Below are 12,935 nucleotides of genomic sequence, written 5' to 3'. Positions count from 1 at the left end.
TGGGCGACTGGGTCACCGCTACCCTCAACTTCCTCGTGCACAACTTCCGAGAGGTGTTTCGCGCCATCCGCTGGCCGATCGACCAGGTGCTCAACGGCATCGAGTTCACCCTGCAGAGCATCCCGCCCACCATCGGCATCCTGCTGTCGTCCTTGCTCGGCTGGCAGCTGGCGGGCAAGCGCATGGCGCTGCTGTGCTTCGTCACCCTGACCCTGCTGGGGCTGATCGGCGTGTGGTCGGAGTCGATGACCACCCTGGCGCTGGTGCTCACTTCGGTGTTTTTCTGCGCGGTGATCGGCATCCCGCTGGGCATTGTCTGCGCCCGCAGCAACCGCCTGGAAAGCATTATCCGCCCCGTGCTCGATGCGATGCAGACGCTGCCGGCGTTCGTCTACCTGGTGCCGGTGGTAATGCTGTTCGGCATCGGCAACGTGCCGGGCGTGCTGGTGACCATCGTGTTTGCCCTGCCACCGCTGGTGCGCTTGACCAACCTTGGCATCCGCCAGGTGCCGGAAGACAAGATCGAAGCGGCCCGCGCCTTTGGCTGCACGCCGCGGCAGATGCTGACCCGCGTGCAGCTGCCGCTGGCCACCTCGACCATCATGGCCGGGCTCAACCAGACCCTGATGCTGTCGCTGTCGATGGTGGTGATCGCCTCGATGATCTCGGTCGGCGGCCTGGGCCAGATGGTGCTGCGCGGCATCGGCCGGCTGGACATGGGCCTGGCCACGGTCGGTGGCATGGGGCTGGTGCTGTTGGCGATCTTCCTCGACCGCCTGACCCAAGCCATGGGCGCGCGCACCAATGCCGACCCGAGCCTGCGCTGGTACCACACCGGCCCGGTGGGCCTGGTGCTGCGCCTGTGTGGCGTGGCGCAACCACAAGGGCAGCGCAAGGCCGCCTGAAACACCGCGTTCTATCTGCCGCAACCCTCGACAACAACCCGAAAAGGTACGCGAAGATGTACGAGTCCCCGTTCACCCGTCGTTTGCTTCAGTGCGCTTGTGCCATCGCGCTTTCCGTGACGTGCCTGGGCGCCAGCGCCTCCACCGACAAGCCAGGGGAGGGGGTGAAGATAACCCCGTCGTTCCCTTCGGTGGATGAAGAACGCTTCCGCGGCGAAATCGCCATGCAGGGCCTGCGCGAATTGGGCTACAACGTGCAGAAACCCAAGGAAACCGAATACGCCACGATGATTCTGGCAGTCGGTTACGGCGACGCCGACTTCAGCGTCAACCTGTGGGACAAACTGCACGCCAGCTTCTACGAGAAGGCCGGCGGCGACCAGAACATGGTCAAGGCCGGCGATATCATGCCTGGCGTGTTGCAGGGCTACCTGATCGACAAGAAAACCGCCGATCAATACAACATCAAGTACATCACCGACCTGAAGAAGCCCGAGCTGGCCAAGCTGTTCGACACCGACGGCGATGGCAAGGCCGACCTGACCGGTTGCAACCCCGGCTGGGGCTGCGAACTGGTCATCGCCCACCACATGAAGGCCTATGACCTGGACAAGACTGTGCACGTCAACCAGGGGTCGTATTTCGCCTTGATGGCCGACACCATCACCCGCTTCAAGGAAGGCAAACCGGTGCTCTATTACACCTGGGTACCCCAGTGGGTGGCCGGGGTGATGGTGGAGGGGCGCGACGTGGTGTGGCTGCAAGTGCCCAACACCGACTTGCCGGGCGGTGGCAACAGCGTCGATACCACGTTCGAGAGCAAGAACCTGGGCTTTGCGGTGGACAAGGTCGAAGCGGTACTCAACCGAGCGTTCGCCGACAAGAACCCGGCGGCACTGAAGTTTCTGTCGCTGGTGCAGATCAGCGCGGCGGACGAGAGCGCGCAGAACCTCAAGATGCAGAACGGCGAGAAGAACCTGAGCGACATTCAGCGCCACGCCCAGGCGTGGATTGCAGCGCATCGTCAGCAGTTTGATCAATGGCTGCAGGCCGCGCGAGCGACAGCGGTGCAAGCCAGCAACTAGCGGCGCCACCTTGCAGGTGGGTGATTCTTCCAACACTACGATCAAGGAAGCCCTCGCACCATGATGACTTCGCCGTTCTCGATCCCCGCCCAGTCACGCCGTATCGACCCGTCGCGCCAGCGTGCTGCCGCGCTCAGGGCCGACGGCTCGGTCGATGACAACGACCGCAGCGAAATCGGCCCGACCCCTTTGGCGTTCGCCGAGTGGGCCGCGCTCGGCCTGCAGGTGCCGCAGTTGGCGACGATGCGTGAGTACCGCCTGCAACGCATCTGCGAGCAGCTCGTGGCCCGTGACCTCGGCGGCATTCTGCTATTCGACCCGTTGAACATCCGCTACGCCACTGACAGCACCAACATGCAGCTGTGGACCACCCACAACCCCGCCCGTGCCTGTTTCGTCGCTGCCAGCGGGCATGTGGTGCTGTGGGATTTTCATGGCTGCGACCACCTCTCGGCACACCTGCCGTTGGTGCGTGAGCTGCGCAGTGGCGCGTCGTTCTTCTACTTCGAAACGGGCGAGCGTACCGACGAACATGCCCGGCGTTTTTGTGCCCAGGTCGACGAACTGCTGCGAACCCATGCCGGCGACAACCGCCGCTTGGCCGTGGACCGCATCGAGGTCGCCGGCCTGCGGGCTCTGGACGCCTTGGGCGTGCAGGTGCATAACGGCCAGGCAGTGACTGAGTTCGCGCGTTTGATCAAGGGCCCCGATGAAATCCTCGCCATGCGCTGCGCGGTGGCTTCCTGTGAAGCTGCCATCGCTGAAATGCGCCAGGCCATGCGCGCCGGGGTAACCGAGAACGATGTCTGGGCGGCGTTGCACAGCGGTAATATCCGCCGTGGCGGCGAGTGGATCGAAACCCGCATCCTCAGCTCCGGCCCGCGTACCAACCCGTGGTATCAGGAGTCCGGCCCACGGGTGCTGAGCGACGGCGACCTGCTGTCGTTCGACACCGACCTGATCGGCGTGTACGGCTTTTGCGTCGACATGTCGCGCAGCTGGATGTGTGGCGGGCTTGAGCCGACGGCCGAGCAAAAACGCCTGTATCGAATCGCCCATGAGCACATCCAGGTCAACGCCGACATGGTCAAGCCTGGCGTGCGCTTCTCCGAGCTCACTCGTAACGGGCATCGCCTGCCAGAAAGCTGCCGTGCCCAGCGTTATGGGGTGATGTTCCATGGCGTGGGGCTGTGCGACGAGTACCCCTGCATTCGTTACCCGGAAGACTTCGACGCCTACGGTTACGAAGGGGAACTGCAGCCTGGCATGGCGCTGTGCGTAGAGGCCTATGTGGGGGAGGTAGGAGGGCGGGACGGGATAAAACTGGAGAACCAGCTGTTGGTGACGGAGACGGGGTATGAAGTGCTGACCCATTACCCATTCGAAGGCAGTTTTCTCGCCGAGTGACTGAAGCGGCCCGGGCCCGCTTGGCGGCCCCGGGTCGTTGCAGCGTAGGGGTTATCCGTTCAGCTCGGCGTCGGCCAGGGGTTGCGCCTGCTTGCTCGCAGACTTCTTCTCCTGCACCACGATGTAGAACTCCTCGCCGTGTTTCACCGCGCCATACAGCACGGCCTTTTCGATCAGCTCAGTGCCACGCAGGTGGCGCAGCATCATCGGGTCCTTGCGCAGGTCGCGGTACAGCGCCAGGCACAGCAGCACCATCACCACGACAAAGGGCAGCGCCACCACGATGGTCAGGTTCTGCAGCCCGGTGAGCGCTTCGCCGGGGTCGCGTGGGTCGCCGATCGCCAGCATGATCGCCGCCACCGTGCCGGTCAGCGCCCCCCAGAAGATCACGGTGCGCCGTGATGGCGTGGTGGTGCCGTGCTCCGACAGGGTGCCCATGACCAGCGACGCGGCATCGGCACCGGAGACGAAGAAGATACCCACTAGGATCATCACCAGTACCGAAGTCACCGAAGCCAGCGGGTAGCTGTCCAGCAGCTGATAAAGGGCATGGTTGCTGTTCACGGCGCCATTGACCAGTGCGAAGCTGCCTTCGCGCAGGGCGTCGATGGCGGCACCGCCGAAGATGGTGAACCACACCAGGCTGACCAGGCTCGGTACCAGCAGCACGCCGGTGACGAATTGGCGGATGGTGCGGCCGCGGCTGATGCGGGCAATGAACATGCCGACGAAAGGCGTCCAAGAGATCCACCAAGCCCAGTAGAACACTGTCCAGCCGGCCAGCCAGCTGTCCATCTGCTCACCGCCGCTGGCGTTGGTGCGGGCCATCATCTCTGGCAGCATCTTGATGTAGATGCCGATGGAGGTGGGCAGCAGGTTGAGCATCAACAGCGTCGGGCCAACCAGGAACACAAACACTGCCAGCACCAGCGCCAGCACCATGTTGGTGTTGGACAGCCACTGGATGCCTTTGCCGATGCCAGAGACCGCAGAGGTGACGAAGGCGATGGTCAGCAGGGTGATGATCGAGATGTAGAACAGCTTGCCGGGGCTCTCGATCCAACCGTTGTACTCCAGGCCACCGGCGATCTGCAGGGCGCCAAGGCCGAGCGAGGCGGCAGAGCCGAACAAGGTGGCGAAAATCGCCATCATGTCGATCACACGGCCAATTGGGCCGTTGGCGTGTTTACCGATCAGGGGCCGGAAGGCGGTGGAAATCAGCTGCGAGCGGCCGCGTCGGAAGGTGCCGTAAGCGATCACCAGGCCAACGATGGCATACATGGCCCAGGGGTGCAGGGTCCAGTGGAACAGGGTGGTGGCCATGGCCACCTGCATGGCTTCGCTCGATTGCCCGGTGGTCGACCCGGGAGGCGGTGACACGTAATGCGACAAGGGTTCGGCAACGCCGAAGAACATCAGGCCGATGCCCATGCCGGCGCTGAACATCATGGCCACCCAGGAAACCGTACGGAACTCTGGCGCTTCGCCATCACGCCCCAGCGGAATTCTGCCATAGCGGCTGGCGGCCAGCCACAGCACGAAGATGACGAACACGGTCGAAGTAAGTACGAAAAACCAGCCAAAGTTGAGAATGACCCAGGATTGCGCTGAGGACGCGCTGGCGGCCAGGCTGGCCTGGCTGATGAAGCCCCAGATGACGAAGCCAATGGCCAGGATGCTGGTGATGCCAAAGACGATCCAGTCGATCTTGCCCTCGAGGTGCCGGTCCTGGCGCGCTTCTGCAGTCTTCGAGGGGTCCGTCACGCCAAGGTCGAGCGTTTCGGTGATGTGTTCCTTTGCCATGAATGGTGTTGCCCCTTTGTGGCTTACCTGTGCATGCAGGCTTGTTGTTGTGGGCTGCCGGGGTCGATGACGGTCTCGGCGGGGGAGTCTTGCCGGGCCGATTATCCTGTGCGAGTCACAGCGCTTCCTGTCCCGAATGCGCCGTGGGGCATCCATTGAACGACCTGTTTAATACTTTTAGTTCCGGGCACGATGGCCCTATTTGTCCCGCGTTCTGGTACCCTGATGGGCATTACCCTGGCCCGCACTCCCGAGCACCGTAGAAGCGGCGCTGCCTGCGAGCCTGGCCTTATCAGGAAACGGAGATTCGTCAATGGCCACTGACCGTGTGAGCCTGATTCATTTCGATAAATTGAGCATGAGCCCTGCCGCTGCCCAACGGTTCCAGACTGCCCTCGATGCCCTGGAAACACTCAAGCTGCAGGACCGGTACGTGTACCTCGTTGCTCCTTATCTGGGTGATATCGCCGACGCCTCTGACCGTGAGCAACTGAAAACTGCCGAGGCACAGTGCGTTCGTGTGGTGGAGGAACTGTTGGCCGCCAAGTCGATTACCAAGGCCAAGTCCGAAGAGCTTCGCAAAGTCTTTGAAGAAGCCGCCGAACGTGTGCGCGCTGAAATGCCGGCCTGAATGTTGGTCTTGAGCGTGTAATGGCCAAAGACATCGACAACCCCTGCGTCTCGCTTTGCCAGCTCAACAGCGAGCTGTGCGTAAGCTGTGGCCGCACCCGTGAAGAAATCCGCAAGTGGCGCGGCATGAAGCGCCCTGAGAAAATGGCCACCGTGCAGCGCGCGGCCACGCGGATGAAGGCCATCGTCAAGAAGAACGCGAAGCGGCAGAATACCGACTGACCGTTGTCTGCTGCCTCAACACTCAACTCCCTGAACGTTAAATCGAGCCTGGAAAATGGATTCTCACTCGCTTCTTGCCTTTACCCTGGTCGCTGCGATCGCCATCGCCAGCCCTGGCCCTGCAACGCTGATGGCGATCAACAATAGCCTGGCCCACGGGCAGCGCAGCGCTGTCTGGTCCTCGCTAGGCAATGGTTCGGGACTGTTCTGCCTGTCGGCAGCGGCCATGCTCGGGCTGGGCGCCTTGTTGGCCAGCTCTGAAGTCCTTTTCAATGCGGTCAAGATCATCGGTGCCGCGTACCTGTTCTACCTCGGCGCACGGCAGTTGTTGAAGAAAGGCCCGATGCTGGAGGCGGGGGCGGAGGCAGGGGTGGCCAAGCAACGCCCGACGCCGATGAAACTGTACAAATCGGCGTTCCTGACGGCGGTGACCAACCCCAAGGCGACCATGTTCTTCACGGCGCTGTTCCCGCAGTTCATCGATCAGGGTGCAGCGTTGCTGCCGCAGTTCCTGATCCTGACCGGGATCTTTGTCGCCTTGTCGCTCGTTTCGCTGACCCTGTACGCCGCGCTGGCCTCGCGTGCCAAGGGCGTGTTGACCCGGCCCAGCCTTTCGCGCTGGGTGAGCCGGGTGGTGGGGACGACCTTCATTGGCTTCGGTGCGGCCATTTTGACCATGCGTCGTCAGGCCGCGTAAAGGTTAACCGCAGGGCCCTCAAACCCGTGTATGCATTTGCAGCAGGCATCCTGAGTCCGGTGCATTGCCCAACGCTTCGAGTTTCAGGGCCTGCCGCGCACTGGTGATGAACAGGGTAGCCCCCGCTTCCCCGCCAAAGCACAGGTCTGTAGGGCACGGCACCGGCAGGCCTATCATGCGGTCCAGATTACCGTCGGCATCGAAGCGTGCCACGCTCCAACCGTCCAGTTGGGTGGTCCACACCCCACCTTCACTGTCCAGCGCCAAACCGCCAAGCCGGCCACCCCCCAGGGGAAGCGAGGCGAGCCTGCGCACGCTGCTGCTGCCCGGCTGCAGCAGCAGGATGTCACCGGCTTCCGGGGCCAGTGCATACACCGCTGTGCCCTTGGCGTCCCAGCGGAAGGCACTGACTTGCTCCGGTAGCGACCAGCCATGGCGCAACTCGCCCTCAGCACTCAGTTCGCCGATCAGGCAACCACTGGCAGTCTTCGCGCACGCCCACAAGGCCCCCGAAGGGTGCGTGGCCAACGCCAGCAGACGGCTGCCGAGCAGGTCCTGACGCGGGTGCTCATGGCCTTCCCAGTCGACCAACGACCACCCGCCAGCCTGGGCCACCAGCAGCCCGTCGGGGTGCAGCTCCATGCCGCGTACCGGCAGGTCAAGGCGCGTCAGCTGGCGGCTGGTGTGCCCGTCCCAGCAGTGGATCGCCGGTGCCAGGGTGTCGGCCCAGTACAAGCGCTTCTGGCCCGCATGCCAGCGCGGAAACGCGCCATGGAATGCCCAAGGCCCGGGTACCACGCTGAGTTCGCCCGCGGCTTGCGGTGCGCTGTCGGGGCGCAATTGCTCGCCTACCCGGCGTGCGGCCTCAGCCAGTTCAGGGCCGAGCAGCGTCAGGCGTTCCAGGGTCAGCCGGTAGGCTGGCCCTGCGACACTCAGGGCGCCACGCACCTGGCCTTGCTTGTCGACGATCGGTGCGGCGACGCAGCGCACACCCAGGCGGATTTCCTCGTCGTCCAGGGCGTAGCCGCGGGTCTGGGTGATCTGCAGCTCAGCCAGCAGCCGACGGCGGTCAGTGATGGTCAGAGGGGTCAACGGTGCCAAAACCAGCCCCTTGAGAATTTCATCGCGAGCGGCTGCAGGCAGCGCCGACAAAATCGCCTTGCCTTGCCCCGTGCAGTACACCGGCTTGCCTTGGCCGAGGCTGGCCGCCGAGCGTTGGGTATGCGCGCCCTCGCAGCGCTCCAGCGATAACACCTGGTTGCCATCGAGCACCGCCAGGTACGAGGTCTCCCCGGTTAGGTCGCGCAGCGCGCGCAGCTCTTCGCTGGCCGCCGCCACCAGGTCAGGTTCCAGGTAGGCGTTACGGACCATCTCCAGGTACTTGAAGCCCAGGCGATAGACCTTGCGGGTCGGGTCGCGGCGGATCATGCCGCGCTCCACCAAGGTGGCGATGATGCGGTACAGCGTGGTGCGCGGCAGCGGTACTTGCTCGGCCAGTGCAGCCTGGCTGATGCCCGAAGCGGTAGCGCCAATGGCCTGCAACACATCCAGGGCTTTTTCCAGTGCTGCGGTGCCTTCACCCGTTTTCATTGTTTTCCCACCCTTTGGAACTCGGTTGCCAAGGGGCACAGTCTGCCTCTTTTCAGCGGGATTTTCCGCCATAGAATCAGCCTCAGCAGGGCTTGAAGCGATTATGTGTCCCACATTGTGGGATTTCGCCTGGGCCGATCATCGGATGAACCCGCGAGGAGAACCTACAACAATGTCCGTCATCCATAACTACGCCGATGCCCACGAGAGCGTCTCTGCCAAACAGGTCGAGGTGAGCGACGAAGTGCTTGCCAAGCTCGCCACGTGCAGCAGCGGCTCGCTGACCACTCAACTGTTCAAGCGTGGCTTCCGCCAGCCGGCGCTGGTTGGCTTGCGTGCCATGACCCGTGATGTAAAACCGTTCGCCGGGCGTGCCTTCACCATGCGCTTCATCCCGGCCCGTGAAGACATCGACACCTATTCGACCATGACCACCAAGCCCAATGACGACAACCTGCAATGGGTGGGCGTGGAGCAGATTCAACCGGGTGACGTGCTGGTCATCGACAGCCGCAACGACCCCGCTGCCGCCTCGGCCGGCAATATTCTGGTAACCCGCCTGCTGGCCCGGGGGGCCAAGGCCATCGTCACCGATGGCGCCCTGCGCGATGGCAGCGAGATCGCTGCCATGAACCTGCCGGCCTATGCCCGGGAAATTACCGCCACCACGCGTATCTCCTACCACCACGTGGCCGACCTTCAGGTCCCGATCGGTTGTGCCGGCGTGGCCGTGTACCCCGGCGACATCATCGTCGGTGATGCCGATGGCCTGACCGTGGTGCCTGCGCACCTGGCCGAGGAAATGGCCGAGGTGTGCAGCGTGCAAGACGACATCGAGCACTACCTGGCCATGCGCATCGCGGCCGGCGAAGCGCTGTGGGGCGTGTACCCGCCGAGCCCGGCGTCGGTCTCCGACTACCATGCCTGGGTTGCCGCTGGCCGCCCGGCGATCCCGTCGATCATCACCCAACAGGGGGTCTGAACCATGGCCGAGCACAAGCATGCGCAACTGATCCGCCGTTATTTCGCTGCCTGCAACGCAGGTGATTACGACCAACTGGTGTCCTGCTTCACGCCTGACGCGGTGCACTACTTTCCGGCGGGCTTGCCAGAAATCCCTTGGCGCAGCGCAGACACCATCGCCCGCAAATGGGTGTGGTGCGTTGAGCAGCTGGGCTCGCAGTGGACCATCGAAAAGATCCTGGTCAGCCATGACAGCGACGAAGCGGTGATCGAGTGGACCCACTGGAAGCGCAAGCTTGGCACTGCGGTGCGTGGGGACGAGTGGTACCTGTTCGATGAGCAGACCGGGTTGATCAAGGAAATCCGCGCCTATTACGCCTCGCCAGCGCAGCAGGACGTGGAAATCAACGAACTGGTCGATTTCGACTACGTCGGCCGTGGCTATCACCTGGAGCCGAAGGCTCGTTGAGCACGGTGGCTGCACTGAACGATTCAGGAGTAAAGCAATGACCTCTCATCAAGACCCCAACCTGGCCGCCATCGACGCCATCGTGGCCAAATCTGCTGCCGCTGCGCACGTTTGGGCTGACGCCAGCGCCAGCCAGCGCGCCACGTTGCTGCGCGGCCTGGCCGATGCGCTGGAGCAGCACCAGCCGGACCTGGTCGCTATCGCCGACCGTGAGAGCGGGCTGGGCGAGGCACGCCTCAACGGTGAAGTCGCCCGTACCGCGTTTCAGCTGCGCGGCTTTGCCACTGAAGTAGAAGCCGGCGTGCCTTACCGCCGAGTCGACGATGCCGCAGTGGCGGGGGCTCCTCCCGCTGGCCGCCCACGGCTGTCACGTATCCAGCGGCCACTGGGCCCGGTGGCGATGTTTTCAGCCAGCAACTTCCCGTTCGCCTTCTCGGTGCTCGGTGGGGACACCGCCTCGGCGCTGGCTGCCGGCTGCCCGGTGGTGGTCAAGCCGCACGCCGGCCACCCTGAGCTGTCTCGCGCCGTATTCACCTTGGCGGCGGCCGTGGTGCGTGCCCAGGGCTTGCCGGAAGGCCTGCTGACCTTGGCCGAAGCCCCCAATCGCGCCGCGGGTACCTACCTGGTGCAGCACCCCTCGATTACCGCAGTGGCGTTCACCGGGTCCTACCAAGGCGGTAAAGCCTTGTGGCAGGCGGCCAATGCCCGTGCCCGCCCGGTGCCGTTCTTCGGTGAGCTGGGGTCGATCAACCCGTTGGTGGCGCTGCCATCCGCCCTGCAGCACGACAGCGAAGGCCTGGCCAAGACCCTGGCCGCCTCCATCACCCTTGGCTGTGGCCAGTTCTGCACAAGCCCCGGTGTGATCGTGCTGCTGGATTCGCCGCTCAGCCAGCGCTTCATCGCTCAATTGGCCGAAGCCATTGCGCCAATCCGCACGCACCGTATGCTCACCCCCGGCATGCAGCAAGGCTTTGAGGCCGCTGCCGCCAGCGTGGCCGAGCATGCCCGGCCGTTGTTCGCGCAGCAGCCCGAGGGTGCCGGCCCCGCGCCGCGGCTATTTGCCACCGACGCGGCCGCTTTCATTGCCAATGCGCACTTGCGTGAAGAGATGTTCGGCCCGGCCGCGTTGGTCGTCACCGCGCAGTCGATCAGCCAGGTCGCCGACGTGCTGGATGCGGTGGGCGGTACCCTGACCACCACGCTGTGGGGCCTGGACGCCGACAGCGAGGACAACCGCCGGTTGTTGCGTGCTGCGCAGCGGGTATCCGGGCGGGTATTGTTCGCCGGCGTGCCCACAGGTGTTGCCGTGTGCCATGCCCAGCAGCATGGCGGGCCATGGCCGGCCTCCACTGCACCACAGACCACCTCGGTGGGTTTTGCGGCCATCGAGCGGTTCTTGCGCCCGGTCACCTTGCAGGACGCACCGGCCTGGGTGCTGGGATGAGGAGGGCAGGGCGATGATGCGACATATCGTGTTGTTCCGCCGGCTGGCCGGGGTGGATGCCCAGCCTGAACTGGAAGGCAGGCTGGTGGCGCGGATGCGCGGCCTCACGGAAGAAATCGACTTCATTCGCGACTGGAGAGTCGCCGCCAACGAACTGGATCGGCCGATCTGCTGGGACTACATCCTCGAGTCCAGCTTCGACGATGCCCAGGCCGTGCAGCGTTACCTGCCACACCCGGCGCACCAGGCCCTGGTCGCCGAGCTTAAACAGTACTTCGAGTGGGTAGCGGTGGATTACAGCGTCTAGACCTCTGATCAGCGCCCGGCTCGCTGACGGGGCCAGGCGCTATAACAAAAAAGATCCGGCATCACAGGTGCCGGGCGGAGTCGTACATGAACAAGAAAAAGAACTACCGCTGGACGATCCTGACCTTGTTGTTTCTGGCCATGATCATCAACTATGTCGATCGCGCTGCCTTGTCGATCGCCATGCCTTTCATTACCCAGGAATACCACCTCACGCCCGCCGAGAAGGGCATGATTTTCAGCAGCTTCTTCTTCGGTTACGCGCTGTTCTGTTTCGTCGGTGGCTACTTGGCCGACCGTTACGGCCCCAAACGCGTACTGACCTGGTCCATGAGCTTCTGGTCGGTGCTGTGTGGCTCTACCGCCCTGGCGTTCAACTTCTGGTCGCTGCTGATCGTTCGCGCCCTGTTCGGTGTAGGTGAAGGGCCGGTTTCGACCACGGCCAACAAGACAGTGAACAGCTGGTTCCCGATCAAGGAGCGTGCCCGCGCCATTGGTATCAACCAGGCGGGCGGCCCGTTGGGCGGCGCCTTGGCCGGGCCCATCGTCGGTTTCCTCGCGTTGTGGCTGGGCTGGCGAGTGGCCTTCGTGGTCATCGCAGTGATCGGCGTGCTCTGGGCCATTGCCTGGTGGCGCATGGCAGCGTCCACGCCAAAGGAACACCCGCAGGTTTCGGCCGAAGAACTGGCGCTGATCAACGAGGGCCGCGAAGCCCCCGTGACCGCCGTGGAAGAAGCGCCGCGCACGCCGGTTTTGCAGATCATCCTGCAGCGTTCGGTGCTGGTCACCGGTGTCTCGCTGTTCTGTTACAACTACATTCTGTATTTCTTCATGACCTGGTTCCCCAGTTACCTGATCGACGCCAAGGGCATCGACCTGAAAGCCATGAGTATTGTCACCGCGTTGCCATGGCTGGTGGGCACTGTCGGCTTCGTCTGCGGTGGGCTGCTGATCGACTGGGTGTTCAAACGCACCGGCAAGCAACTGTTTTCGCGCAAGGTGGTGCTGGTTACGTGCCTGCTGATTGCGGCAGTGTGCATCGGTTTGACCGGGCAGGTGCAAAGCGTGACCAGTACGGTCGCGGTCATGACCGTGGCGATCGGCTTCTTGATGCTGACTGCGCCGGCTTACTGGTCGTTGATCCAGGATGCCGTGCCCGATCATCAGGTCGGTACGGCTGGTGGTTTCATGCACGGGCTGGCCAACCTTTCGGGCATCGTTGCGCCGACCGTGACCGGGTTCATTATCCAGTCCACCGGCACCTACGCCAGCGGCTTTGGCCTGGCGGCGGCGCTAGGGGTTGTAGGGGCCTTGATCGTCGCCTTGTTCGTCGGCCAGAAACCGGCAAAACAGGCAGCAGCCGTCGCTACCGCTTGACTTGATGGCACCTCCAGCGGGGCAACCCGCTGGGCTT

At 63.6% G+C, this 12,935-nt stretch carries 13 protein-coding genes; 11 read left to right on the top strand and 2 right to left on the bottom strand.

The window, feature by feature from the left end:
- The 3 genes from proW to dddP all read left to right on the top strand — a co-directional run.
- The coding region (gene proW, locus D886_RS26845) for a glycine betaine/L-proline ABC transporter permease ProW (protein ID WP_033694029.1) at window positions 1-905 on the top strand (905 nt) is incomplete at its 5' end.
- Window positions 906-961: 56 nt separating this feature from the next.
- Window positions 962-1,990 (top strand): glycine betaine/L-proline ABC transporter substrate-binding protein ProX, encoded by a 1,029-nt coding sequence (gene proX / locus D886_RS0109205; RefSeq protein ID WP_027593645.1) that lies wholly within the window; start codon window positions 962-964, stop codon window positions 1,988-1,990.
- A gap of 60 nt (window positions 1,991-2,050) precedes the next feature.
- A complete protein-coding gene (gene dddP, locus D886_RS0109200) occupies window positions 2,051-3,397 on the top strand; it encodes a dimethylsulfonioproprionate lyase DddP (RefSeq protein ID WP_027593644.1) in 1,347 nt (448 codons plus the stop codon).
- 51 nt (window positions 3,398-3,448) lie between these two features.
- Here the strand turns inward: dddP and D886_RS0109195 are convergent, their stop codons facing one another.
- Complete coding sequence (locus tag D886_RS0109195; RefSeq protein WP_027593643.1) at window positions 3,449-5,200, bottom strand: BCCT family transporter; 1,752 nt, start codon at window positions 5,198-5,200, stop codon at window positions 3,449-3,451.
- Window positions 5,201-5,513: 313 nt separating this feature from the next.
- Between D886_RS0109195 and D886_RS0109190 the strand changes: the two genes are divergently transcribed.
- The 3 genes from D886_RS0109190 to D886_RS0109180 are packed head-to-tail and all read left to right on the top strand — an operon-like array spanning window position 5,514 to window position 6,749.
- Window positions 5,514-5,831 carry a hypothetical protein gene (locus D886_RS0109190; RefSeq protein ID WP_027593642.1) on the top strand — a complete coding sequence of 106 codons (318 nt, stop codon included), beginning with the start codon at window positions 5,514-5,516 and terminating at the stop codon, window positions 5,829-5,831.
- Between the two features lie 20 nt (window positions 5,832-5,851).
- Window positions 5,852-6,052 carry a DUF1289 domain-containing protein gene (locus D886_RS0109185; RefSeq protein WP_027593641.1) on the top strand — a complete coding sequence of 67 codons (201 nt, stop codon included), beginning with the start codon at window positions 5,852-5,854 and terminating at the stop codon, window positions 6,050-6,052.
- Between the two features lie 55 nt (window positions 6,053-6,107).
- Entirely contained in the window at window positions 6,108-6,749 is a 642-nt protein-coding gene (locus D886_RS0109180; protein ID WP_027593640.1) for a LysE family translocator, read from the top strand.
- A gap of 18 nt (window positions 6,750-6,767) precedes the next feature.
- On the opposite strand, the gene D886_RS0109175 is transcribed toward D886_RS0109180, so the two are convergent.
- Window positions 6,768-8,339 (bottom strand): IclR family transcriptional regulator C-terminal domain-containing protein, encoded by a 1,572-nt coding sequence (locus D886_RS0109175; protein ID WP_027593639.1) that lies wholly within the window; start codon window positions 8,337-8,339, stop codon window positions 6,768-6,770.
- 172 nt (window positions 8,340-8,511) lie between these two features.
- Between D886_RS0109175 and D886_RS0109170 the strand changes: the two genes are divergently transcribed.
- The 5 genes from D886_RS0109170 to D886_RS0109150 all read left to right on the top strand — a co-directional run bounded on the left by D886_RS0109170 (window position 8,512) and on the right by D886_RS0109150 (window position 12,898).
- Window positions 8,512-9,321: a dimethylmenaquinone methyltransferase gene (locus D886_RS0109170; protein WP_033694028.1), complete on the top strand. Its 810-nt coding sequence runs from the start codon at window positions 8,512-8,514 to the stop codon at window positions 9,319-9,321.
- Between the two features lie 3 nt (window positions 9,322-9,324).
- Entirely contained in the window at window positions 9,325-9,771 is a 447-nt protein-coding gene (locus D886_RS0109165; RefSeq protein ID WP_027593637.1) for a nuclear transport factor 2 family protein, read from the top strand.
- Window positions 9,772-9,808: 37 nt separating this feature from the next.
- Window positions 9,809-11,215 (top strand): aldehyde dehydrogenase (NADP(+)), encoded by a 1,407-nt coding sequence (locus tag D886_RS0109160; protein WP_027593636.1) that lies wholly within the window; start codon window positions 9,809-9,811, stop codon window positions 11,213-11,215.
- Between the two features lie 13 nt (window positions 11,216-11,228).
- Window positions 11,229-11,522 carry a Dabb family protein gene (locus D886_RS0109155; RefSeq protein ID WP_027593635.1) on the top strand — a complete coding sequence of 98 codons (294 nt, stop codon included), beginning with the start codon at window positions 11,229-11,231 and terminating at the stop codon, window positions 11,520-11,522.
- 86 nt (window positions 11,523-11,608) lie between these two features.
- Window positions 11,609-12,898 carry an MFS transporter gene (locus D886_RS0109150; protein WP_027593634.1) on the top strand — a complete coding sequence of 430 codons (1,290 nt, stop codon included), beginning with the start codon at window positions 11,609-11,611 and terminating at the stop codon, window positions 12,896-12,898.
- Window positions 12,899-12,935 lie beyond the last annotated feature (37 nt).

Origin of the sequence: Pseudomonas sp. LAIL14HWK12:I7, from assembly GCF_000483465.1 — a bacterium.
Taxonomy (GTDB): domain Bacteria; phylum Pseudomonadota; class Gammaproteobacteria; order Pseudomonadales; family Pseudomonadaceae; genus Aquipseudomonas; species Aquipseudomonas kermanshahensis.
The sequence above is the reverse complement of the archived record's forward strand: the minus strand, read 5'-3'. Positions and strand labels throughout refer to the sequence as shown.

Excerpts from the sequence above, each read along its gene's own strand:
- proX (WP_027593645.1), top strand. The coding sequence starts at position 962 with ATGTACGAGTCCCCGTTCACCCGTCGTTTGCTTCAGTGCGCTTGTGCC.
- dddP (WP_027593644.1), top strand. The coding sequence starts at position 2,051 with ATGATGACTTCGCCGTTCTCGATCCCCGCCCAGTCACGCCGTATCGAC.
- D886_RS0109195 (WP_027593643.1), bottom strand. The coding sequence starts at position 5,200 with ATGGCAAAGGAACACATCACCGAAACGCTCGACCTTGGCGTGACGGAC.
- D886_RS0109190 (WP_027593642.1), top strand. The coding sequence starts at position 5,514 with ATGGCCACTGACCGTGTGAGCCTGATTCATTTCGATAAATTGAGCATG.
- D886_RS0109185 (WP_027593641.1), top strand. The coding sequence starts at position 5,852 with ATGGCCAAAGACATCGACAACCCCTGCGTCTCGCTTTGCCAGCTCAAC.
- D886_RS0109180 (WP_027593640.1), top strand. The coding sequence starts at position 6,108 with ATGGATTCTCACTCGCTTCTTGCCTTTACCCTGGTCGCTGCGATCGCC.
- D886_RS0109175 (WP_027593639.1), bottom strand. The coding sequence starts at position 8,339 with ATGAAAACGGGTGAAGGCACCGCAGCACTGGAAAAAGCCCTGGATGTG.
- D886_RS0109170 (WP_033694028.1), top strand. The coding sequence starts at position 8,512 with ATGTCCGTCATCCATAACTACGCCGATGCCCACGAGAGCGTCTCTGCC.
- D886_RS0109165 (WP_027593637.1), top strand. The coding sequence starts at position 9,325 with ATGGCCGAGCACAAGCATGCGCAACTGATCCGCCGTTATTTCGCTGCC.
- D886_RS0109160 (WP_027593636.1), top strand. The coding sequence starts at position 9,809 with ATGACCTCTCATCAAGACCCCAACCTGGCCGCCATCGACGCCATCGTG.
- D886_RS0109155 (WP_027593635.1), top strand. The coding sequence starts at position 11,229 with ATGATGCGACATATCGTGTTGTTCCGCCGGCTGGCCGGGGTGGATGCC.
- D886_RS0109150 (WP_027593634.1), top strand. The coding sequence starts at position 11,609 with ATGAACAAGAAAAAGAACTACCGCTGGACGATCCTGACCTTGTTGTTT.